At 60.5% G+C, this 21439-nt stretch carries 25 protein-coding genes; 12 read left to right on the forward strand and 13 right to left on the reverse strand.

Features of this window, described 5'->3' with window-relative positions; all coding sequences use genetic code 11:
- Positions 1-36: 36 nt before the first annotated feature.
- From BFQ04_RS08230 to BFQ04_RS28395, 8 genes are all read right to left on the reverse strand, one after another.
- A complete protein-coding gene (locus BFQ04_RS08230) occupies positions 37-873 on the reverse strand; it encodes an IS3 family transposase (RefSeq protein WP_065949523.1) in 837 nt (278 codons plus the stop codon).
- Complete coding sequence (locus BFQ04_RS30365; protein WP_065949522.1) at positions 870-1172, reverse strand: transposase; 303 nt, start codon at positions 1170-1172, stop codon at positions 870-872. The genes BFQ04_RS08230 and BFQ04_RS30365 overlap by 4 nt, the downstream gene beginning before the upstream one ends.
- Positions 1173-1348: 176 nt before the next feature.
- The gene (locus BFQ04_RS08240; protein ID WP_065950389.1) at positions 1349-2044 is read right to left on the reverse strand and encodes an HAD family hydrolase; all 696 of its coding nucleotides are present in this window, start codon (positions 2042-2044) and stop codon (positions 1349-1351) included.
- Entirely contained in the window at positions 2041-2940 is a 900-nt protein-coding gene (xerC, locus tag BFQ04_RS08245) for a tyrosine recombinase XerC (RefSeq protein WP_065950390.1), read from the reverse strand. The genes BFQ04_RS08240 and xerC overlap by 4 nt, the downstream gene beginning before the upstream one ends.
- Positions 2941-2942: 2 nt before the next feature.
- Entirely contained in the window at positions 2943-3659 is a 717-nt protein-coding gene (locus BFQ04_RS08250) for a DUF484 family protein (RefSeq protein ID WP_065950391.1), read from the reverse strand.
- Between the two features lie 13 nt (positions 3660-3672).
- A complete protein-coding gene (dapF, locus tag BFQ04_RS08255; protein ID WP_065950392.1) occupies positions 3673-4503 on the reverse strand; it encodes a diaminopimelate epimerase in 831 nt (276 codons plus the stop codon).
- 3 nt (positions 4504-4506) lie between these two features.
- Positions 4507-5754, reverse strand: coding sequence for a diaminopimelate decarboxylase (gene lysA, locus BFQ04_RS08260; protein ID WP_065950393.1), 1248 nt, complete (start codon positions 5752-5754; stop codon positions 4507-4509).
- Positions 5755-5763: 9 nt separating this feature from the next.
- Positions 5764-5931 carry an LPS translocon maturation chaperone LptM gene (locus tag BFQ04_RS28395; protein ID WP_003195417.1) on the reverse strand — a complete coding sequence of 56 codons (168 nt, stop codon included), beginning with the start codon at positions 5929-5931 and terminating at the stop codon, positions 5764-5766.
- Positions 5932-6169: 238 nt separating this feature from the next.
- On the opposite strand from BFQ04_RS28395, the gene cyaY reads away from it, so the two are divergent.
- The 3 genes from cyaY to rnk all read left to right on the forward strand — a co-directional run bounded on the left by cyaY (position 6170) and on the right by rnk (position 7268).
- Positions 6170-6502 (forward strand): iron donor protein CyaY, encoded by a 333-nt coding sequence (gene cyaY / locus BFQ04_RS08265; protein WP_065950394.1) that lies wholly within the window; start codon positions 6170-6172, stop codon positions 6500-6502.
- Between the two features lie 2 nt (positions 6503-6504).
- Complete coding sequence (locus BFQ04_RS08270; RefSeq protein ID WP_065950395.1) at positions 6505-6723, forward strand: DUF1289 domain-containing protein; 219 nt, start codon at positions 6505-6507, stop codon at positions 6721-6723.
- A gap of 131 nt (positions 6724-6854) precedes the next feature.
- Complete coding sequence (gene rnk / locus BFQ04_RS08275) at positions 6855-7268, forward strand: nucleoside diphosphate kinase regulator (protein ID WP_065950396.1); 414 nt, start codon at positions 6855-6857, stop codon at positions 7266-7268.
- Here the strand turns inward: rnk and BFQ04_RS08280 are convergent.
- The 3 genes from BFQ04_RS08280 to BFQ04_RS08290 all read right to left on the reverse strand — a co-directional run bounded on the left by BFQ04_RS08280 (position 7265) and on the right by BFQ04_RS08290 (position 10905).
- Entirely contained in the window at positions 7265-10105 is a 2841-nt protein-coding gene (locus tag BFQ04_RS08280; protein ID WP_065950397.1) for a class I adenylate cyclase, read from the reverse strand. The genes rnk and BFQ04_RS08280 overlap by 4 nt on opposite strands.
- Positions 10106-10272: 167 nt before the next feature.
- On the reverse strand, positions 10273-10524 hold the full coding sequence (locus tag BFQ04_RS08285) for a TIGR02647 family protein (protein WP_065950398.1): 252 nt from the start codon (positions 10522-10524) through the stop codon (positions 10273-10275).
- A 96-nt stretch (positions 10525-10620) separates the two neighbouring features.
- Entirely contained in the window at positions 10621-10905 is a 285-nt protein-coding gene (locus BFQ04_RS08290; RefSeq protein ID WP_065950399.1) for a hypothetical protein, read from the reverse strand.
- 125 nt (positions 10906-11030) lie between these two features.
- Here BFQ04_RS08290 and BFQ04_RS08295 point away from each other — a divergent pair, with 125 nt between their 5' ends.
- Positions 11031-11690, forward strand: a complete 660-nt coding sequence (locus tag BFQ04_RS08295) for a glutathione S-transferase family protein (RefSeq protein WP_065950400.1) — start codon at positions 11031-11033, stop codon at positions 11688-11690.
- 37 nt (positions 11691-11727) lie between these two features.
- Here the strand turns inward: BFQ04_RS08295 and argH are convergent, their stop codons facing one another.
- Positions 11728-13122, reverse strand: a complete 1395-nt coding sequence (argH, locus tag BFQ04_RS08300) for an argininosuccinate lyase (RefSeq protein WP_065950401.1) — start codon at positions 13120-13122, stop codon at positions 11728-11730.
- 502 nt (positions 13123-13624) lie between these two features.
- Between argH and BFQ04_RS08305 the strand changes: the two genes are divergently transcribed.
- From BFQ04_RS08305 to BFQ04_RS08335, 7 genes are all read left to right on the forward strand, one after another.
- A complete protein-coding gene (locus BFQ04_RS08305) occupies positions 13625-14371 on the forward strand; it encodes a LytR/AlgR family response regulator transcription factor (RefSeq protein WP_065950402.1) in 747 nt (248 codons plus the stop codon).
- A gap of 138 nt (positions 14372-14509) precedes the next feature.
- The gene (gene hemC / locus BFQ04_RS08310; protein ID WP_065950403.1) at positions 14510-15451 is read left to right on the forward strand and encodes a hydroxymethylbilane synthase; all 942 of its coding nucleotides are present in this window, start codon (positions 14510-14512) and stop codon (positions 15449-15451) included.
- The gene (locus BFQ04_RS08315) at positions 15448-16206 is read left to right on the forward strand and encodes a uroporphyrinogen-III synthase (RefSeq protein ID WP_065950404.1); all 759 of its coding nucleotides are present in this window, start codon (positions 15448-15450) and stop codon (positions 16204-16206) included. Before hemC ends, BFQ04_RS08315 begins: the two co-directional genes overlap by 4 nt.
- Before the next feature lie 18 nt (positions 16207-16224).
- On the forward strand, positions 16225-17340 hold the full coding sequence (locus BFQ04_RS08320; RefSeq protein WP_065950405.1) for a uroporphyrinogen-III C-methyltransferase: 1116 nt from the start codon (positions 16225-16227) through the stop codon (positions 17338-17340).
- Between the two features lie 5 nt (positions 17341-17345).
- Positions 17346-18587 carry a heme biosynthesis protein HemY gene (locus tag BFQ04_RS08325; RefSeq protein ID WP_065950406.1) on the forward strand — a complete coding sequence of 414 codons (1242 nt, stop codon included), beginning with the start codon at positions 17346-17348 and terminating at the stop codon, positions 18585-18587.
- A gap of 237 nt (positions 18588-18824) precedes the next feature.
- Positions 18825-19376 carry a disulfide bond formation protein B gene (locus BFQ04_RS08330; protein ID WP_065950407.1) on the forward strand — a complete coding sequence of 184 codons (552 nt, stop codon included), beginning with the start codon at positions 18825-18827 and terminating at the stop codon, positions 19374-19376.
- A 179-nt stretch (positions 19377-19555) separates the two neighbouring features.
- The gene (locus tag BFQ04_RS08335) at positions 19556-20014 is read left to right on the forward strand and encodes an Rsd/AlgQ family anti-sigma factor (RefSeq protein ID WP_065950408.1); all 459 of its coding nucleotides are present in this window, start codon (positions 19556-19558) and stop codon (positions 20012-20014) included.
- 51 nt (positions 20015-20065) lie between these two features.
- Here BFQ04_RS08335 and BFQ04_RS08340 read toward each other — a convergent pair whose 3' ends face one another.
- Complete coding sequence (locus tag BFQ04_RS08340; RefSeq protein ID WP_065950409.1) at positions 20066-20743, reverse strand: FKBP-type peptidyl-prolyl cis-trans isomerase; 678 nt, start codon at positions 20741-20743, stop codon at positions 20066-20068.
- Between the two features lie 192 nt (positions 20744-20935).
- On the opposite strand from BFQ04_RS08340, the gene BFQ04_RS08345 reads away from it, so the two are divergent.
- Positions 20936-21439, forward strand: a 504-nt coding sequence (locus BFQ04_RS08345) for an AlgP family protein (protein WP_218187756.1), incomplete at its 3' end; no start/stop codon positions are given.

Raw genomic sequence — 21439 nt, forward strand, 5'->3', positions numbered from 1 at the left:
TGAACTGGTCAAGTAATCTTGGACACTGATTAAGGTTCACGCCGCCAACCTTTCCTTCACGACCGGCGACCGGTAGTCGTTGTAGCTATGAGGCCTGCTGATGTTGTAGCGCGAGACATAGCGCTGCACGTCTGCTCGGGCCTCATGTTCCAGTTTGTAGCCCGTTTCAGGCACCCACTCTGATTTCAAGCTGCCAAAGAAACGCTCCATCGGGGCGTTGTCCCAGCATTCGCCTTTACGGCTCATACTCTGCCTAAACCCCTGTTTCAGCAGCTCGTTTCGGAATTTATGACTGGTGTACTGACAACCTTGGTCAGAATGAAACAACACATCCTGGGGATGGCCGCGTAGCTCAACCGCCATGCGTAGCGCTTCGCAGGTCAGGTTGGCATCAGAAATCATCGAGAACGACCAGCCCACGATCCTGCGAGCGTACAAATCCAGAACGGCGGCGAAGTACATCCACCGCTTGCCGACCTTGATATATGTCACGTCGCCACACCACACCTGATTAACCGCCGTCACATCAAATTTTCGCTTGAGCACGTGCGGCGCCACCAAGGCCTCCACGCCCGGCGACCTGTACTTATGGCGCCTGCGCTGACGGCTGGCGATGCCAGCTTCGCGCATCAAACTGCGAGCCATATAACGCCCGATACGATGCCCTTTGGCTTGTAGCTCCTTGGACAACGTACGTGCACCGGCCGACTCTCTGGACGCCTTGTGGTGCCTGACCAGCGCGGCTTTGAGCTTATCCCTCTCAGGATTTGCTCTGCCTTGGCGCTGGCGCCAGGCGTAGAAGCTACTGCGGTTGACCCCAAACGCCTGGCAACACCTTTTAACGCCGTACTGCTCGTCCAGCTCATCGATCAACGTGAATGATCTTTGGCGTCCAAAAGCAGGAGAGCACTGGCCTTTTTTAGAATTTCGATATCCAGGTCTTTCTCTCTGAGCAGAGCTTTGAGCCTCTGGATTTCTCGTTGATCAGCAGTAATCGCCTTGGCCCCTACCGGGGTCGAGCCCAAGCGTTCTTTTTGCACTTGATCGACCCAGCGGCGCAGGGCTGTGGGGCCGATATCCAGGGTGGCACACACCTCGGTAACCGGCTGACCTTCATCCAACACCATGCTGGCAGCCTTGAGCTTGAACTCACTCGAATAAGATTTACGCATAACCAAACACCTCAGATTTGGGCGCTATCATAGCGCCCGATTGAAGTGTCCAAAATCATTAGGCCAGTTCAGCTTGCCCCCGAATGCAGTGGCTCAGCCAGTCCATTTTCCGGCTGATACACCGCTATCGGGGGCAAGCCCCCTCCCACATTTTCCTCAGTGTTGCCGCTATAGCGTTATTGCCAACTGCGCAGCAACTCCGGCAACTCCGTCAGGCTACGAATCTCTGCGTCCGGACGCTTTGGCGCTTCCCACACCTTGCCTGTCGGGTTGAACCACACCGCCCGTAACCCCGCCTGCTGCGCGCCGGCGATGTCATCCCCAGGATGATCGCCCACATGCACCGCCGCACTGGCGTCCACACCGCCGCGCTGCAACGCCTCCTCAAACAACCGCGCATCCGGCTTGGCAATACCGATGTCTTCAGCGCGCAGGGCAAAGTGGAAGTAGTCCGCCAGGCCCACGCGTTGTACGTCTGCATTGCCGTTGGTGATCACCCCCAGAAGGAAGTGCTGGCGTAGCGCTTTGAGCATCGGTTCTGCTTCGGGAAAGACCGTGAGCTGGTGTCGCGCATGAATGAACGCCTCAAAACACACATCGGCCATCTCTGTCGCTGCAGGCTGCGGGTAGCCGGCCTCTTCGAACGCATGCAGCAATACGCGGTGGCGCAGGACGCTGATGCGGTGTTTGAGTTCAGGATGACGCGCCAGCACCTGTTGGCGCAGGCTGGCGAAATGCTCCAGGGGCAAGTCGCCGACCTTGGATGCATTGACCGCCAACCATTCGCGCATTGACGCTTCGGCGCTGATGATGACGGGTACGTTGTCCCAGAGCGTGTCGTCCAGGTCGAAGGTGATCAGCTTGATGCTCATGAGTCGCCGCCCTTGATGCGTTTGGCCCGTGGATGGGCGCTGTCGTACACCGTTGCCAGGTGCTGGAAGTCGAGGTGGGTGTAGATTTGCGTGGTCTTGATATCGGCGTGGCCGAGCAGCTCCTGGACCGCGCGCAAGTCCTGGGACGACTCCAGCATATGGCTGGCAAAGGAGTGCCTGAGCATATGTGGGTGAAGGTTTTGCCCCAGTTCGCGTTCGCCGGCAGCCTTCACGCGCAACTGAATGGCCCGTGGCCCCAGGCGTCGACCTTGTTGGCTGATGAATACCGCGTCGTCTTTCGGATTGGCCAGCGCCCGTAACGGCAGCCACAGCTCCAGGGCTTCGCGAGCCTTCCTGCCGACCGGCAGCACACGCGTCTTGCTGCCTTTACCCAGCACCTGCACCAGCCCATCGGCCAGGTCCAGTTGCTCAAGATTCAGGCCGGTCAGCTCCGACAGGCGCAGGCCCGAGGAGTAGAACAGTTCGAGGATCGCCTGGTCGCGATGGGCAAGAAAGTCATCCTCGACCGCGCCATCCAGCAGTTGCAGGGCGCGGTCGGTGTCCAGGGTCTTGGGCAGGCGTCGCTCGCCTTTGGGCGGCGACAGGCCATTGGCCGGGTCGTGGTCGCACAGGCCTTCGCGGTTCAGGTAGTGATAGAGGCCGCGCACCGCCGACAGCAGGCGCGACAGGCTGCGCGAGGACTGGCCTTGCTGGTGCAGCCGTGCGACCAGGCTGCGCAGGCTCTGGATATCCAGGGCTTTCCAGCTGGCAACCTGCTGCTTTTCGCAAAAGGCCAGGACCTTGTTCAAGTCCCGCCGGTAGGCGTCCAGTGTATGAGGCGACACCTGGCGCTCGTTGCGCAGGTGAGCGCAGTAAGCGTCCAGTTGCCGTTCCATGGCTAGCGCACCGCGCGCAGGGCAGTGGTGAAGCGCGGCAGGACGCGGCCCAGCACTTGGGCGATATAGGTCAGGAACAGGGTGCCCACCGAGCTTTTATAGTGCGCCGGATCCCGGCTGGCGATGGCCAGTACGCCGTGCAGGCCTTGGTGGCTGAGGGCAACCACGGCGGCAGAGCCGATCTGTTTGCGCTGTTCGGCGCCGAACAGGAAATCCAGTTCATGCTCGCGCAGGGTACCGCTGATGGTCTTGCCTTCCGAAAGCAGGCCGCCGATGGCGGTCTGTGCTTCGCCACCGCTGACCCAGCGACCCACCGGCATCGGGTTGTCGCTGAACAGGATCAGGCTGACAAAGGGCACCTGGAAGTCCTGGCGCAGGCTGTCTTCCACCGCCATCACGGTTTCTTCCAGGCTGGCGGCGTCCATCAGGGTCAGGATCAGGCGTCGGGTCTTTTCAAACAGGCGATCATTGTCGCGAGCCACGTCCATCAGGTGCGAAAGCCGGTGGCGCATTTCGATGTTGCGCTCGCGCAGGATCTTCATCTGCCGCTCCACCAACGACACGGTATCGCCGCGTTGGTGAGGGATGCGCAATGCCGGGAGCAATTCTTCGTGCTCGACGAAGAAGTCCGGATGAGCCTCAAGGTACGCCGCGACCGCAGCGGCCTCCAGGCTTTCACTTGAGGTGACGGGTGCGGGTACTTGAGGCTTATCGGTCATTGGCTTGGCTCACTCATAGACGGACCTGTCCTTCGTATACACGCGTGGCCGGCCCGGTCATCATCACCGGGTGACCAGGGCCTGCCCATTCGATGGACAAGCGTCCACCCGGCAGGTCGATCAGCAGCGGCGAATCCATCCACCCCTGGCTGATCGCGGCCACGGCAGCGGCGCAGGCGCCGGTGCCGCAGGCCTGGGTTTCGCCGGCGCCGCGTTCCCACACGCGCAATTGCGCGCGAGAACGGTCGATCACCTGCAGGAAGCCCACGTTGACCCGCGCCGGAAAGCGCGGGTGATGTTCGATCTTCGGCCCCAGTTCGTGCACGGGCGCATTGTTGATGTCATTGACCCTCAGCACCGCATGGGGATTGCCCATGGACACGGCGGCGATATTGACCGTATTGCCGTCCACATCCAGCGCATAACTGAGGGCCTGCTCGGGCGCCTGGAACGGAATATCCGCCGGCACCAGGCGCGGCGCGCCCATGTTGACGCTGATCTGGCCGTCACTGCGGATATCCAGTTCGATCACGCCGCCCTTGGTTTCGACGCGAATCTGGCGCTTGGCGGTCAGACGCTTGTCCAGCACAAATCGCGCGAAGCAGCGCGCACCGTTGCCGCACTGTTCCACTTCGGAGCCGTCGGAGTTGAAGATCCGATAACGGAAATCCACCTCCGGGTTGGTCGGCGCTTCCACCAGCAGCAGTTGGTCGAAGCCGATACCGGTATGCCGGTCGCCCCATTGTTTGGCGTGCTTGGGCAGGATGTGCGCGTGCTGGCTGACCAGGTCGAGAACCATGAAGTCATTGCCCAGTCCGTGCATCTTGGTAAAACGCAGCAGCATGGCTTACTCCGGCAGCAGGCTTTCGCCAGCATACAACTCGGCTACCGTCTCGCGGCGACGCACTTCAAACGCTTGATCACCGTCCACCAGCACCTCGGCGGCGCGGCCGCGGGTGTTGTAGTTGGAACTCATGACAAACCCATAGGCACCGGCCGAATGCACGGCCAGCAGGTCGCCTTCCTCCAGGGCCAGCTGACGATCCTTGGCCAGGAAGTCGCCGGTCTCACAGATCGGGCCGACAATGTCGTACGCACGCGCCTGGCTGTGGCGAGGCGTCACCGCTGTGACGTTCATCCAGGCCTGGTACAACGCCGGGCGGATAAGGTCGTTCATCGCCGCGTCGACGATGGCGAAGTCCTTGTGCTCGGTGTGCTTGAGGTACTCGACCTGGGTCAGCAGCACACCGGCATTGGCGACGATATAGCGGCCCGGCTCGAACATCAGCGTCAGGTCGCGGCCCTCGAGGCGCTCGCGCACGGCCTTGATGTAGTCGGCAATCAATGGCGGTTCTTCATCGCGGTAACGCACGCCCACACCGCCACCCAGATCGATGTGATGCAGGTAGATGCCGCAGTCGCCCAGGCGGTCGATCAGCGCCAGCAGGCGGTCCAGAGCGTCGAGGAACGGCGGCAGGGTGGTCAGTTGCGAGCCGATATGGCAGTCGACGCCCAACACGTCCAGGTTCGGCAATTGGGCGGCGCGGATATAAACGTCTTCGGCATCGGCGATGGCGATGCCGAACTTGTTCTCTTTGAGACCGGTGGAAATGTACGGGTGAGTGCCGGCGTCGACGTCCGGATTGACGCGCAGGGAGATCGGCGCGCGAACGCCCATCTCGGCGGCGACGGCCTGCAGGCGCTCCAGTTCGTCGGTGGACTCGATGTTGAAGCAGTGCACACCCACTTCCAGGGCGCGGCGCATGTCTTCGCGGCTCTTGCCGACGCCGGAGAACACGATCTTGTCGGCCTGGCCGCCAGCGGCCAATACCCGTTCCAGCTCGCCACGGGACACAATGTCGAAACCGGCGCCAAGGCGCGCCAGGACATTGAGCACGCCCAGGTTGGAGTTGGCTTTTACCGCGTAGCACACCAGATGCGGCACGCCTTCCAGCGGGTCGGTGAACGAGCGGTATTGCGCTTCGATATGGGCACGCGAATACACATAAGTCGGGGTGCCAAAGCGCTGGGCAATCGCGGACAGCGCCACGCCTTCCGCGAACAGCGCGCCGTCCCGGTAGTTAAAAGCGTCCATGAGGATCCCTTAGTAAGTGTCGTGCTTGTGCGCTTTGGACGGCTTTTGCGACGACTGCGCCTGTTCGTTCGGGTCTTTGCTGTCGTCAGGCAGGTACAGCGGGCCTTTCTGACCACAGGCACTAACGAGGCAAGCGACCGCGACGAGCGCAGCAAGGGAAGAGATCAGGCGCTTCATGGCGAAATCCTTGAATATGCATTAATTGCGCCCGAGTATACCGACCACCCGCCAGCTTGCCTATGCGCTGGAATACCCGTCCGGCGGGGGTTTGCCGAGATAGTCGGGAAGCGGGCTACGCTGGTTGAGGATATTTCGTACCGCCATCTGTGATGAAATCGGTATCCTTTGCAATCGGCGGGGCGCGTCCGTATTGTGCGGCGCTTGAGCAGAACCAGACACTTTCGAGGTTGCCACAATGAGTTTGACCGAAGCCCGTTTTCACGACCTGGTGGATGCGACCCAGCAGGCGCTGGAAGATATTTTCGACGACAGCGGTTTGGACGTGGACCTGGAAAACTCGGCCGGCGTGCTGACGGTCAAGTTCGAGAACGGCACTCAGTTGATCTTCAGCCGTCAGGAACCGTTGCGGCAATTGTGGCTGGCGGCACGTTCCGGTGGTTTTCACTTCGACTACAACGAAGAAGACAACAATTGGCAATGCGATACCAGCGATGAGCTGCTCAGCGAGATGCTGGCGCGTCTGGTTCTGGAACAATCCGGCGCCGAGCTGGATTTCGACGAGATTTGACTGTGAGCCAGTCCGTACCCACGCGCCCGGCCAAGCCGCTGTTCAGCAATGTCAGCCCGGCGGTGCCGTCACCTTGTATCAGTTTGTGTCGTCTGGACGAGCAGAAAGTCTGCCTCGGCTGCTTTCGCCATGTCGAAGATATCCGCGAATGGCGCTCCGCCGATGATGAGCGGCGCCGAGTGATCTGTGCCGAGGCCGAGCAACGCCGGGCCCACGCCTGAGGTCGTCTTGTTTATTTGTGACGCTGTGGTAGTGTCCGGGTACGCCTCAACTCATCGAGGCCCGTGAGAACCCCGCCTTTTCCTGGCGGGGTTTTGCTTTTTTGTGCAGAAAAAAGGAGTCTGCCTGAATCATGACCACCGCACCGTCCATCATTCTCACCCGTCTTGACGTGCAGCGCCTGGAGCAACTGATCGACCGCCTGGGCGACGAGTTTCCCGGTGTCGAAGCGTTGCAACACGAACTCGACCGCGCCGAAGAAGTGGTTGGCCACGATGAAGTGCCTGCAAGTGTCGTGACCATGAACTCCAGCGTGCATTGCCGTGAGCAAGGCAGCGGCAAGGATTACCACCTGACCCTGGTTTACCCCAAGGACGCGAACGCCGATGAAGGCAAGATCTCGATCCTGGCACCGGTGGGCAGCGCGTTGCTCGGCCTGCAAGTGGGCCAGCATATTGATTGGCCCGCGCCGGGCGGCAAGACCCTCAAGCTCGAGCTGCTGAGTGTCGAAGGCCAGCCCAGGGATGGCGGCGCCTTCCCTCTTTAAATCTGGTTCAGCGCTTGATTGAGCGCGAGCTCAAGCTCGGCCTTGTAGCGCAGGTACAGATTGCTCGGGCTTTGCACGTCGCCAAGCAGGCCCGACAGATCCAGATCGGTGATGTAGCAACGGTAACGCTCGGGTTCCCGGCGCTGCCCGACGATTTCCCGGGCGACTACCGCAAACAGTTGGTCGCCAAACTCCAATTCGGAAAATTCCCGCTGGTTGCAGTACAGCGTGATACCCACCTGGCCGGGCGCCGCCTTGGCGATAATCGCTTGTACGTCATAAAACGGCTGGTTGGCGGGGTGTTGCGGAGCCGGCCTTGGCTCGACGAGACGAGCACGGCCATTGCCCGACGGCAGCAGTTGGTAGTACGAGAGCTGCACTTCACCCAACGGCTGTTGTGTGTCCAGAGCTGATAGCGCTTCGCGGCGATAGATGATCGAGAGCAGGAAACGCTGCAGCGGTGCCAACAGGCTTTGCTCATCATGGAACGGCAAACGCTGCTGCCAGAGCGCATTGAACTCGTCGAGCACATACAGTTCGGCAAATCCTTCATGGATCCGGTAGAACACCTGTATGCAATCGGCCACACCCATGGGCAGCAGCAGCGCCAGGTCGTGATCTTCCAGGGCCATGGTGTCCAGGTGCCACGGGCTGTAACTGGCCAACTCTTCGCTGAGGTAGGCGATCAATGCGTCATGGGTCGGCAGCGGTAAATGGGTGGCTTGGCCGGGAATCAATTCCATGACGTGATAGTGCTGCTGCACTTGGAGCAGGTAGCGGTGATTGCCTCGGCCGAGCAGCAGGTTCTGCGCAGTGTCGAATACCTCTTCCACGCGCTGGGCAATGAATTGCGCTCGGTTGTGACAGAAGCAGCGCACCCGCAACCGTGGCAAATGATCCGATGGCAATTGGTTGAGGTAGTCGCGCAGGCAGTCGAGCAGCGCATGGGGCCCGTCGTAGCGGCTGACCGTCACCTCGTTCCAGCTATTGAGCGTGACCTGGTCCAGGGTCAGTACCAGGTTCTCACGCACGCCGGCATAACTCAGCGAGTCGGTACGCTCGGTGGTCATCAGAATATTCAGGTCGCGGTGATGCTTGAGTGGGTCGACGCCGACGTTGATCAGCAACAGCACTTCTTCGGGCACCGCCGAGCGTAACAAGCGCGTTTCATCGACGCTGCTCATGGGCAGGGCGATGGTCTGTTGCAGGCTGCCCAACAGGTTGAACAGCTCAAACTCGGTCATGTCGCTGACGCCCGGGTGCAGCGCCAGGCGCGTACTGCTGTCGATCACACCGTTGCGATGGCACCAGGTAAGCATTTCCAGCAGGTCGCGGCTGCGCTTGATGGGGGCGAAGTGCTCCCATTCCAGGGCGGTGAGGTTGCCGTTATACAGGCCCCAATGGTACTGCCCCGGCTCCTTGCGGTTGGGTGAGTGCACCAGGGTCAAGGTGTCTTCGGCCAGGTCCGGGGCAATGCCGGGGTTGATGAACTCGACCTTGCCGGCCTTGCGTTCAAAGGCCGCGTACAAACGACGGCCCAGCACATTGAGGTCGCGCCGGTTGATCAGGCTGACGGTCTGTTCCGTGCGGGCGAACTGGGTGAGGAAGCGATAACTGTAGTTCAGCTCGTTGACCAGGGCGCGGCGCTCGGAGGCGACCTGACGCACTTTCCATTGGCTGCGACTGTCCAGCAACGCCAGTTGGCGCGGATCCCAGTTCCATTCATGGGCCAGGCGTTCCAGCAGCAGCCGTTGCCAGCTGGCGGTGCGCTGGCCGGCGCTGAGCTTGCGGTTGACCTTCAGGTACAGGCTACGCCGTACCAGTTCCAGGCGCTCCGGTTCATTGCGGGCCTTGAGGTATTCCTCGATGCGGCGGTAGACCACGATGTAGGGGTCCAACTCATCCAGGTCCATCTGATTGGCAAACACCGCGCGCTTGAAGCGCAGGCTCAGGCATTGCACGTTGGGGTGCTCGCTGGCATAGACCTCGGTCAGCAGCAGCTTGAGCACCGATTTATAGGGCGATTCGATGCCCTTGAACAACTGCCACAGCCCGGCACCGATGAACTCCCCTGGAGGGATGTGCGCCAGATGGCCGAGATCAAGGGTTTCGTCGGCGCGAATGAAACGTTTGGAGATCAGCGCGTGGGTGAACTCGGCGTAGCGACGTTCTTCATACACCGGCACCAGCCACCAGATCGGCGTGCGCCCGGCCAGCCAGATTGCGGTGCGGTAGAACTCATCCAGCAAAAGATAGTGCTGAGTGGTCCCGCAATCGTCGGAGCTCAGTTGCGTGTCCCGTTCACCGAGCACAAAGCGCGTCGGTTCAATCAGGAAGAAGTGGGTCTCGGCGCCCATGGTCTGGGCCCAGGCTTCCAGCAGTTGGCACTTCTTGCGCAGCTCGGCCAGCTCGTTGTCATTCAGGTCGGGCGCGTGGCATACCCACACGTCCATATCGCTTTGATCCGCCTGGGCCAGCGTGCCCAGGCTGCCCATCAGGAACAGGCCGTGGATCGGACGGGGCGGGTTGCCATGGCGCGGCTTGTAGGAGAACGAACGCGTCAGGCGCTGCGCTTCAGCCAGGGCCTGGGTATCCGGTTCGAAATTCGACAGCCCGGCCGGTGTGCCGCTGGATACATAACCTGGCAGCAAGGGGTGATTGACGTGGAAAAACAGCGGCAACAAGGTCAGCACGCTTTGCTGGCGCGGGGTCAGCCCCTCAACGGCACGGGCCAGGCGGCCCTCATTGAGCGCCATGAACCGCGCGCGCAACTGGGTCAGCACCTTGCGGTCGATGCCTTCGTCCAGGTCGGGGCGGATTTCATGGGTGCGGGTCATGTCGAACTCGGTGGCTCGCAGGGCCCGACGTGGGCGGCCGTGTCGGAGTTTACAGACAGTAGCGTAGGAGTTTTAGAGGGAAATGGGTTTTGACGTCAGAATTTTCGTTGTTACACGGCGACGCCCTCGGAATCCGCAAAGAGCGGACCCCATGGGCGTATCAAGTGTCAGGCAGCTTCTTTTTTGGTGGTCTTCAGAATTGTCAGCAAGCTTTGGGTGTGTTGGGCGGCATCCCGACCCAGGCTGGTCAGATAGCCACCGTCGGGCTGGGTGATCAGTTCTTTCTCAAACAAGCGTTTTGCGGCGTCGATGGCAGTTGGAGTAGCGGTCTGGTGGACTTTCAGACCTTCCTGGGAGCTGTCCAGGTTGAAGAGTGCAAGGATTTCCAGTTCGGCAACCAACTCAGGGGTATACGACATAAGGACTCCAGACTTTCTAAGAATTTATTAGAGGCTAGCAGGCCATAAGGTGAACGCACTTTGCCGAACTGTCCAGCGTGTTGCAGCGCAGCTGGATTATTCCTTTTCAGGCGGCAGCTCAGGCAGTGCGCGCAGCGCGGTTTCATACCATTGGGTATCAAAGGCGCGGTCCTCATCCAGCATCGCGTCGATCTCGAAGGCCAGCACGTGGGCCATGAGATTCAGGATCTCTTCTCGCTCATACCCTACCAGCGTCAGCTTGTTGAACGTGGCCTTGGCCGCCGGTGGGTTGTCGCTTTCGATCTGGTTCTCGATGGCCTGGATCAGCGTGCTTTCGGTGAATTCTTCTTCGTCGTGGTCGATATCGGTCGGCTCGCTCATGGCAGGCTCCTCAAGGTAAGGGCGCCAGTCTAACGCCATTCAGGCCGGTGATGCTGCTGGCCAGGCCAGGCCTCAGCGTCTATAACGCTTGCAGCCAACCCCGCACCCGGCCTGGAGGCTTTGCGATGCTCAAGCTTTATGGATTTTCGGTCAGTAACTACTACAACATGGTCAAGCTGGCGCTGATGGAGAAAGGGCTGCCTTTCGAAGAGGTGCCTTTTTATGCAGGACAAACGCCTGAAGCCCTGGCGGTGAGCCCGCGAGGCAAAGTACCCGTGCTGGGTGTCGAGCAAGGCTTCATCAACGAAACCAGCGTGATCCTCGAATACCTCGAGCAGACCCAGGAAGGGCCTGCGCTGCTGCCAGCCGACCCGTTCCAGCGTGCCCAGGTGCTGGCGTTGTGCCGTGAAATCGAGCTGTACATCGAATTGCCTGCGCGGGCGTGCTTCGCCGAAGCCTTTTTTGGCATGACGGTACCGGAGGCGATCAAGGACAAGTCCCGAGCTGAATTGTTGCTGGGGGTCGGTACGTTAGGCCGCCACGGTAAGTTCGCGCCCTATGTGGCGGGAGAGCACTTCACGATTGCCGATCTGTATTTCATGTACAGCTTGAATCTGGCCTGTGGGGTAGGCGAAAAACTGTTCGGGCTGGACCTGCTGGCGCAGTTGCCACAGGCGAAGGCGTTGCTGGGGCGTTTGAACGAGATGCCCAATGCGCAAAAGGTCGAGGCGGACAGGCAGGCGGCGATGCCGGCGTTCATGGCAATGATTGCGGCCAAGAAATAATCAAATGTGGGAGGGGGCAAGCCCCCTCCCACATTTTTTAGCGGCTGGCGAGTAGCTCCTGGCCACGCGCGACGGCTGCTTTCACCTGCGCCGGCGCGGTGCCGCCGATGTGGTTACGGGCATTCACCGAGCCTTCCAGGGTCAGCACGGCAAACACATCCTGCTCGATCTGGTCGCTGAACTGGCGCAGTTCTTCCAGGCTCATTTCCGCCAGGTCCTTGCCGGTGTCCACGCCGTATTTCACGGCATGGCCAACGATTTCGTGGCAGTCACGGAAGGGCAGGCCACGACGCACCAGGTAGTCGGCCAGGTCGGTTGCGGTGGAAAAACCCCGCAAGGCCGCTTCGCGCATGATCGCGTGCTTGGGCTTGATCGCCGGAATCATGTCGGCAAACGCACGCAGTGAGTCGCGCAGCGTGTCGGCGGCGTCGAACAGCGGTTCCTTGTCTTCCTGATTGTCCTTGTTATAGGCCAGCGGCTGGCCTTTCATCAGGGTCAGCAGGCCCATCAGCGCGCCGAATACGCGGCCGCTCTTGCCACGTACCAGTTCGGGGACGTCGGGGTTTTTCTTTTGCGGCATGATCGAGCTGCCGGTGCAGAAGCGGTCCGGCAGGTCGATGAACTGGAATTGCGCGCTGGTCCACAGCACCAGCTCTTCGGAAAAGCGCGACAGGTGCATCATCGCGATGCTGGCGGCGGCGCAGAATTCGATGGCGAAATCACGGTCCGACACGCCGTCCAGGGAGTTGCCGCCGACGGCGTCGAAGCCCAGCAATTGCGCGGTGTACTCGCGGTCGATCGGGTAGGTGGTGCCGGCCAGTGCGGCGCTGCCGAGTGGCATGCGGTTGGCCCGCTTGCGGCAATCCACCAGGCGCTCGTAATCGCGGCTGAGCATTTCGAACCAGGCCAGCAGGTGGTGGCCGAAGGTCACGGGCTGAGCGGTCTGCAGGTGCGTGAAGCCGGGCATGATGGTGGCCGATTCGCGCTCGGCCTGTTCCAGCAAACCTTTTTGCAGGCGGGTGATTTCAGCCAGGATCAAATCGATTTCATCGCGTAGCCACAGGCGGATATCGGTGGCCACCTGGTCGTTACGGCTGCGACCGGTGTGCAGCTTCTTGCCGGTCACACCGATGCGATCGGTCAGCCGTGCCTCGATGTTCATGTGCACGTCTTCCAGGTCGACGCGCCAGTCGAACGTGCCGGCTTCGATCTCGCCCCGAATGGTGGTCAGGCCTTCGATGATGCTGTCGCGCTCGGCATCGGTCAGCACGCCGACCTTGGCCAGCATGGTGGCGTGGGCGATGGAGCCCATGATGTCGTGGCGGTACAGGCGCTGGTCGAAGTTGACGGAGGCGGTGAAGCGCGCGACGAAGGCGTCGACGGGTTCACTGAAGCGGCCGCCCCAGGACTGGTTGGTCTTGTCGGTGCTCATGAATTCGCTCGTGATCTGCTTAAAAGAGGCGTGAAGGTGTGCCGCCGATAATAACAGGGTTGTCCGCGGACGCGATGGTGCGGGTGGACGGCAATTTTATTTGTACAAAGGATGGCTAAGTGCCTTGCCGCCGATCGCATCCAGGACGAGACTGGGAGCAGGACCTTATTGAAACGATATTTGACGATTGAGCAATATCGTTCCAGCGAGCGTCTACAGTTGGACTGAGAGTGTGTGAATGCACCAAAGTCGGGTAATGCGGTCAGAGCCCAGACTATCCATTAAATACGGGGGTATTCGGATTGTGTATCAGCAAACCCTATGACAATGCGCGAAGTTGGCAGGTCTTGGGCGCTATTGAACAGGTCCGGGTAAATTTGGGTGCCACTCCAAGGGCACTTTTTGCCGCTTGCGCCAGTCTTAGCGTGGATCGCTGTGACGTAAGTCACCGCACCTGTCTACGCTACCCTTGTGCGAGACTCACGCAGGAATCCAGCGCAATATGAATGTCCTGATCGTTGATGACGAACCCCAAGCCCGCGAGCGACTGAGCCGTCTGGTCAGTGAGATCGAGGGTTATACAGTCCTTGAACCGAGCGCCACCAGCGGCGAAGAGGCGTTGACGCTGATCGACAGCCTCAAGCCGGATGTGGTGTTGCTCGATATCCGCATGCCGCTCCTCGATGGCCTGCAAGTCGCCGCCCGCCTGAGCGAGCGCGAATCGCCACCGGCGGTGGTGCTGTGCGCGGCACAGGAAGAATTTTCGGCACAGACGCTGGAAGACAGCGGTGTCAGTTTTCTGGTCAAGCCGGTGGCTGGCGACGCGTTGCTCAAGGCGTTGAAGAAGGCCGAGCGTCCCAGCCGCGCTCAGCTCGCAGCCCTGACCCAGCCTGCCGCTCAGAGTGGCAATGGCCCCCGCAGCCATATCAGCGCACGGACCCGCAAGGGTATCGAGCTGATACCCCTCGCTCAGGTGGTCTATTTTATCGCCGACCATAAATACGTGACCTTGCGTCACGAAGCGGGCGAAGTGTTGCTTGATGAGCCGCTCAAGGCCCTCGAAGACGAATTCGGCGACCGCTTTGTGCGCATTCATCGTAATGCGCTGGTGGCGCGCGAGCGAATCGAGCGCTTGCAACGCACGCCCCTTGGCCATTTCCAGCTATTTCTGAAGGGCCTCAACGGCGATGCCCTGATCGTCAGTCGGCGCCATGTTGCTGGCGTGCGCAAGATGATGCAGCAGCTCTAGCCCAGGCGTGGTGGCGAGCTCTGCAGTCCCTATCCCGGTGCGACGCGGCCAGGGAGGCCCCGCACTTGCTGATTCAAATCAAAGCGCATTTGCCTGAGCTGTTATTATCTGCCGTATCTATTCAGTACGGATTGATCCATGTCTTCTCGCGAAATCCGCATCGCCACCCGTAAAAGCGCCCTGGCCTTATGGCAGGCCGAGTACGTCAAAGCACGTCTTGAACAGGCTCACCCTGGCCTCAGGGTGACCCTGGTACCCATGGTCAGTCGCGGCGACAAGCTGCTGGACTCGCCGCTGTCGAAAATTGGCGGCAAGGGTCTGTTCGTCAAGGAACTGGAAACCGCGCTGCTGGAAAATGAAGCAGACATCGCTGTGCATTCGATGAAAGACGTGCCCATGGACTTCCCTGAAGGGTTGGGCCTTTTTTGCATCTGCGAGCGGGAAGACCCACGTGACGCCTTTGTTTCCAACACTTACGCATCCCTGGATGAATTGCCCCTGGGCAGTATCGTTGGCACCTCGAGCCTGCGGCGCCAGGCCCAATTGCTGACCCGTCGACCCGACCTGCAGGTCCGCTTCCTGCGTGGCAACGTCAACACGCGCCTGGCCAAGCTGGATGCGGGCGAGTATGACGCGATCATCCTCGCCGCCGCCGGCCTGATCCGCCTGGGCTTCGAAGACCGCATCACCCGCGCAATCAGCGTCGAAGACAGCTTGCCGGCCGGCGGGCAGGGCGCAGTCGGCATTGAATGCCGTACCGTCGACAGCGAAATTCACGCACTGCTCAAGCCGCTTGATCATGCAGACACCGAGGTTCGCGTCACGGCCGAGCGCGCCTTGAACAAACACCTCAATGGTGGCTGCCAGGTACCGATCGCCTGCTATGCCGTGCTCGAAGGTGAAAACCTGTGGTTGCGAGGCCTGGTAGGCGACCCGGAGGGCGGAACGTTGCTGACCGCCGAGGTGCGCGGTCCACAACGCGACGCCACGGCCCTGGGCATTCAGGTCGCCGAGGAACTGTTGGACAAGGGCGCTGGCGCCATCCTGCAAAAAGTCTACGGCGAGGCCGGCCCGCAGTGACCCCGTGGCGATTGCTGCTGACACGGCCTGCCGAAGAATCGGCAGGCCTGGCGGCGACATTGGCCGATGCGGGCGTATTCAGCAGCGAACTGCCGTTGCTGGAAATCAAAGCCTTACCGGTCACGCCGCAACAACAGGCTGTCTTTGGGGCGCTGCAGCGCTATTGCGCAGTGATCGTGGTGAGCAAACCGGCGGCGCGTCTTGCCTTGCAACAATTGACCGCGCCCTGGCCGCGACTGCCGTGGTTCAGTGTGGGTGCCGCCACGGCACAGATACTGGCCGATCATGGTTTGGACGTGCACTATCCGCCAACGGGTGACGACAGCGAGGCCTTGCTTCAATTGCCGGCATTGCGCGAGGCTATCGCATGCCCCGGTGCCAGGGTGTTGATCCTGCGCGGCGAGGGCGGCCGGGAATTGCTCGCGCAGCGCTTGCGCGAGCGAGGTGTCAGTGTCGACTACCTGGAGTTGTACCGCCGTTTTCTTCCGGCCTACGACGCGGGCGCACTGACGCAACGCATCCAGTTGGAACGCTTGAACGGCCTGGTGGTCAGCAGTGGGCAAGGTTTTCTACACTTGCAGGCCCTGGCCGGCTCCGAATGGCCTGAGGTGGCGAAGCTGCCGTTGTTCGTGCCCAGTCCGCGCGTCTACGAGATGGCGCGGGCCGCTGGCGCAGAAAAAGTTGTGGATTGTCGCGGCGCGAGTGCCGCGGCTTTGTTAGTGGCGCTAGGGAGCAATCCCGTTCCCACTCTCTGATACGCAAAGGACGGATACGTGAGCGAAACAGCCTTGCCTAAAGATGAAGCTCAGCCCGCGCTCGATGCGCCGCTCGGGACACCGGTCACCGCACCACGCCGTGGCAATGGCCTGGCAGTCGTCGCGTTGCTGCTTGGCGCTGCGGGTGTTGCCGCCGGCGGCTGGGGGATCTGGCAGGTCCGTGCCCTGCAAGCCAACAGCCAGCAGCAACTGGGTCAGGTGCAGACCCTCGATGACCAATCCCAGAGTCTCAAGCAGGGCCAGCAACAATTGGCGGCCCGCCTGGCGCAGCTGCCCGGCGCGGATGAGCTGGAAGAGCGTCGACGCCTGGTCGCCCAGTTGCAGGGTGATCAGCAGCGCCTGAACCAGCGTTTGGAAACCGTACTGGGCGCCAGCCGCAAGGATTGGCGCCTGGCTGAGGCCGAGCATCTGATTCGTCTGGCCAGCTTGCGTCTGTCGGCTTTGCAGGACATCAACAGCGCCCAGTCGCTGGTCCAGGGCGCCGACGAAATTCTTCGTGAGCAGAGCGACCCAGGCGCTTTCGCCGCGCGTGAGCAGTTGGCCAAGAGCCTCGCGGCGCTGCGCAGCACCGAACAGCCGGACCGCACGGGGTTGTACCTGCAGTTGGCGGCTTTGCGCGACCAAGTGGTGCAATTGGCGGCTGTCGCTCCGGAGTATCAACTCGCGCAACCCGATTCCCAGGGCCGTCCCACCAGCGATACGGGTAACCAGTTGAGCCAGTGGTGGGAACAGATATCCCGTTATTTCCGTATCGACTTCAACCCGGATGACAACATTCGTCCGCTGCTGGCGGGCCAGGGGTTGAATCAGGTGCGTCTGGTCTTGAGCCTGGCGCTGGAGCAAGCACAGTGGGCAGCGCTCAACGGCGAGTCGGCGGTGTATAGCCGTTCGCTGGGTCAAGCGCGCAGCGTGTTGCAGGATAACTTCAACCAGGACAATCCGCAGAGCAAGGCGATGCTGGCGCGTATCGCCGAGCTTGAGCCCAAGGCCGTTTCGGTGGTGACACCTGACTTGGCCGCGAGCCTGGCGGCCGTGCAGGCGTACCTTGAGCGCCGACATTTGTCTGCCGACGAAGCCAAGGCTTCGGCTGCCAAGCCTGCGACCCAGGAGTAGAACCGATGAAGCGTTTCTATGTGATCCTGGTGCTGGCAATTGCGATCGCCCTGGCGCTGGCCGTGGGCATTTCCAAGCACACCGGCTACGTGCTGATTACCTATCCCCATTTGCTGCATTACGAGTCGAGCTTGTGGGCCACATTGGTGGCGGTGTTCGCCATAGGCCTGGCGATCTATCTGATCCGAGTGCTGTTGGGGCTGGTCAGCGTTTCCGGCGGTGTGGTCAACCCGTGGTCGCGGCGCAATCGCAGCCGCCGTGTGCAGATTGCAATCGAGCAAGGCCAGATGGACCTTGCCGAAGGCCGTTGGGCCAGTGCCGAACGCCACCTGCACCGTGCTGCCGAAGCGGAGCGCCAGCCACTGCTGTATTACCTGGGTGCCGCACGTGCGGCCAACGAGCTGGGACGCTACGAAGCATCGGATGCGTTGCTGGAGCGCGCCCTGGCTCGCCAGCCCCAGGCGGAGCTGGCCGTTGCCTTGAGCCATGCGCAACTTCAGATGGATCGTGGCGATACAGAAGGTGCCCTGACCACCCTGCAGGCGATGCACGAGCGTCACCCTCACAACGCCCAGGTCTTGCGGCAGTTGCAGCGATTGCACCAGCAGCGTGGCGATTGGTCGTCGGTGATTCGCCTGTTGCCTGAACTGCGTAAGGACAAAGTGTTGCCGGCCGCCGAACTGGCTGAATTGGAGCGCCGGGCCTGGGGAGAAAACCTCAGCCTGGCCGCCCAACGTGAGGAGCAGGGCGAAGCCGGCTTGCAGTCCCTTGACCGCGCATGGGAGCAATTGACTTCAGCCCAGCGCCAGGAGCCTCAGCTGGTGTTGGCTTATGCTGACCAACTGCGTCGACTGGGCGCCGATGCCAGGGCCGAGGAAGCGCTGCGCAGTGCGATCAAGCGCCGTTATGACAGCCATCTTATTCGGCTCTATGGCCTGCTGCGCGGCAGCGACCCGGCCCGTCAGTTGAAGTTTGCCGAAGGCTGGCTGAAGGATCATCCTGGCGATGCCAGCCTGTTGCTGACGCTGGGCCGTCTCTGCCTGCAGAACAGCCTGTGGGGAAAGGCACGGGATTATCTGGAAAGCAGCCTGCAGGTGCAGCGCAATCCCGAAGCCTGCGCCGAATTGGCCCGTTTGCTGGCCCAATTGGGTGATACCGAGCGCAGCAACCGGCTGTTCCAGGAAGGCTTGGGGTTACTCGACAATCGTCTGCTGGCGTCACCGTTGCCAGCACCGGCGCAAGCTTGAAGTAGGAAAGTGTTCACGGGTTGGCTCAGACCTATCTGTCAGCCAACCCTTTAACCCTTTGTAATTACTCGGCTTAAGTGGGCCTGTAATCAATTCTTACGTGTTGTAGGGCGATTTCCCCCACGTGTTGACGGAATCTCCTTGTCTCTTCGCGGAATTGTCCGCTCCAGGGCGTATTGAAAGGGGTCGGGCCTTTCCTCTACCGTAGCGACCTATCTCTTGCGGTGCGGATAAACAATGTCTTTGGCCCCTTTACGCTCCTTGTTTCTCCTGGCGTTCATGGCCGGTGCGCTGACGTTGGGCGTGTCTTTCTATCTGGAATATGGTGCGCTGTTACAGCCCTGCTTTTTGTGCCAGGTACAGCGGCTGTTTCTCGCCGTCTTTGTACTGGTCAACCTGATCGCCGCCCTGCATAACCCTGGCCGCACCGGCGTGTGCCTGTATGGGCTGGCAAGCATGGCCAGTGCGTTATTCGGCGCCGTCACCGCCGGGCGCCAAGTGCTGCTGCAGAACACTCCGTCAGATCAGATGCCCAACTGCTGGCCAACCCTGGATTACATGATTGAACACCTGTCGTTCTGGCAGGCTGTCCAGGCAGTCTTCAAGGGCACTGTCGACTGCGTCGAAATCAACTGGACGCTATTTGACCTCAGCCTTCCGGAGTGGAGCCTGCTGTTTTTCCTGGCGATGCTGATTCTGTGGAGCACACTGCTTTCCCGGTTGTTGCCTGGCCGGCGTCACGTATCGCAAAGCGAGGAAAATTCGGTTCATATGGTAGGACGGGATTAAACACTTGTATGAACTTTCTCTCCTGCGTACCTTGAAGCCATAGTGATGCGGGCATAATCTGGCCCGCACGCGTTACCGAAACCGCTTGTCAGACGCGACCTCGTTCGATTGCCGCTTCAACCCTGAAGCATTGCGCGGGCACGGGGTAGCAGCGTCCCCTATAGGGAAGAGAGATCATCATGTTGGAACGTTGCAAGAATGCTCGCGAACGCTGGGGTGGCGTGCACACGCTGATCGACAAATGGTTGGATGCGCGTCGCAAATTGGTTCTGGCTTTTGATGAGTTGGGGGCCGAGCCTGGAGCGCTGGCCGAGAAGCGTGAGCCGTTGCAGGATTTCTGCGTTGTATTGGTCGATTACGTTTCTGCCGGTCACCTGAGTATTTACACTCAACTTACCAAGGAGGCGGAAGCCTTCGAGGACACGCGTGGTCTTGAGTTCGCCGAGACGATTTACCCGCGCATTGATGTGATTACCGAAAAGCTGCTGGCTTTTAACGATCTGTGCGATGAAGGCAAGTGTGTCGCGGAAAAATTCAAAGAGCTGGGTGGTCTGTTGCATGAGCGTTTCGAGCTTGAAGATTGCCTGATCGAAGTACTGCACAACGCCCACAAAGAAGAGCCTGCTACTCAGGTCTGATCGGGGCAATGAGATAAAAACGGTGCGCTCGACGCACCGTTTTTTTATGCGTCAGTGGCGGGTCCCGAGTAACTCGATTTCGAAGACAAGGGGTGTGTAGGGCGCAATCAATTCGCCTGCGCCGTCCGCGCCGTAGGCTTGGGCCGACGGTATTATCAGGCGCCATTTCGCTCCTGTCGGCATCTGCTGCAAGGCACTGCTCCAGCCACTGATCACGCTGTCCAGGCGAAACCATTGTGGTTGTGCGCTCTGGTCGAACACGCTTCCATCGGGTAGCCGACCCACATATTTCACCTGCACCTCATCAGTTGCCAACGGCTTGGTGCCGGTGCCCGGCGTCAACTCCGTGAGCAGGATGCCGTCTGCCAGTTCACGCACTCCCTTTGCAGCTTTTTCCCTGGACAAAAATTGCTGTTCGGCGGCGAGTGCTTTTTCGCTCTGCGGCGCTGGGTTGTCGGTGGCGTTCTGTGCTTCGTGCCGTGCAAGAATCTGTTCGATGCGTGCGTTGTCCAGTGCCAATGGCTTGCCCTGGTAGGCTTGTTTGAGTCCATCGACCAAGGCCTGGATCTGCAAGTCGGGGACCTCCTGGCGCAAACGTTCACCGAGGCTGGCACCCAGGCTGTAGGCGAGGTCATGCGGGTCTTGGTCAGCGGTCTTTGGCGGCGCTTGCTCGTTCGCATTGGCGCTGAAAATCGCCAGGCCAAGCACTAAGAAAAGGTAACGCGACATGGGTGTTCTCCCGCCTGAAATGCGACGGATTATGCCAGCGTAAGTGGCTGAGCAGTGGCGCACTTTTCTGTTATATCGATAAGAATTTTCGTACGTTGCAACGCAACGCAAACGATACTGTCAACATGCCCTAGCGGCGGTAAGAGCAGAGGGCTAGTATGAGCCGCACCCACGTCAGCCAGGAGGTAAACCATGTCGGCCAAACAGAAGCCTGTAAACACCCCGTTGCACTTACTCCAACAATTGTCGGGCAGCCTGCTCGAACATCTGGAAAGCGCTTGTTCCCAGGCCTTGGCCGATGCAGAAAAACTGCTCGCCAAACTGGAAAAACAACGCGGTAAAGCGCAAGAAAAGCTGCACAAATCCCGCACCAAACTGCAAGACGCCGCCACTGCCGGCAAGGCCAAGGCACAAGCCAAGGCCAAAGACGCTGTTAAAGAACTTGAGGACCTGCTGGACGCCCTCAAGGACCGCCAAGCCGAAACCCGCAGCTACATTTCCCAACTCAAAAAAGACGCCCAGGAAAGCCTGAAACTGGCCCAGGGAATTGGTCGTGTGAAGGAAGCTGTCGGCAAGGCGCTGGGTGCTCGTACTCCGGCAAAAGCTGTCGCAGCCAGCGCGGCCAAGAAGCCAGCGAGCAAGGCTGCTGCAGCGAAGGCGCCGGCTAAAACTGCCGCCAAGCCAGCCGCTAAAACC

It is taken from the genome of Pseudomonas sp. 37 R 15 (genome assembly GCF_900004865.1).
Lineage (GTDB): Bacteria > Pseudomonadota > Gammaproteobacteria > Pseudomonadales > Pseudomonadaceae > Aquipseudomonas > Aquipseudomonas fluorescens_AM.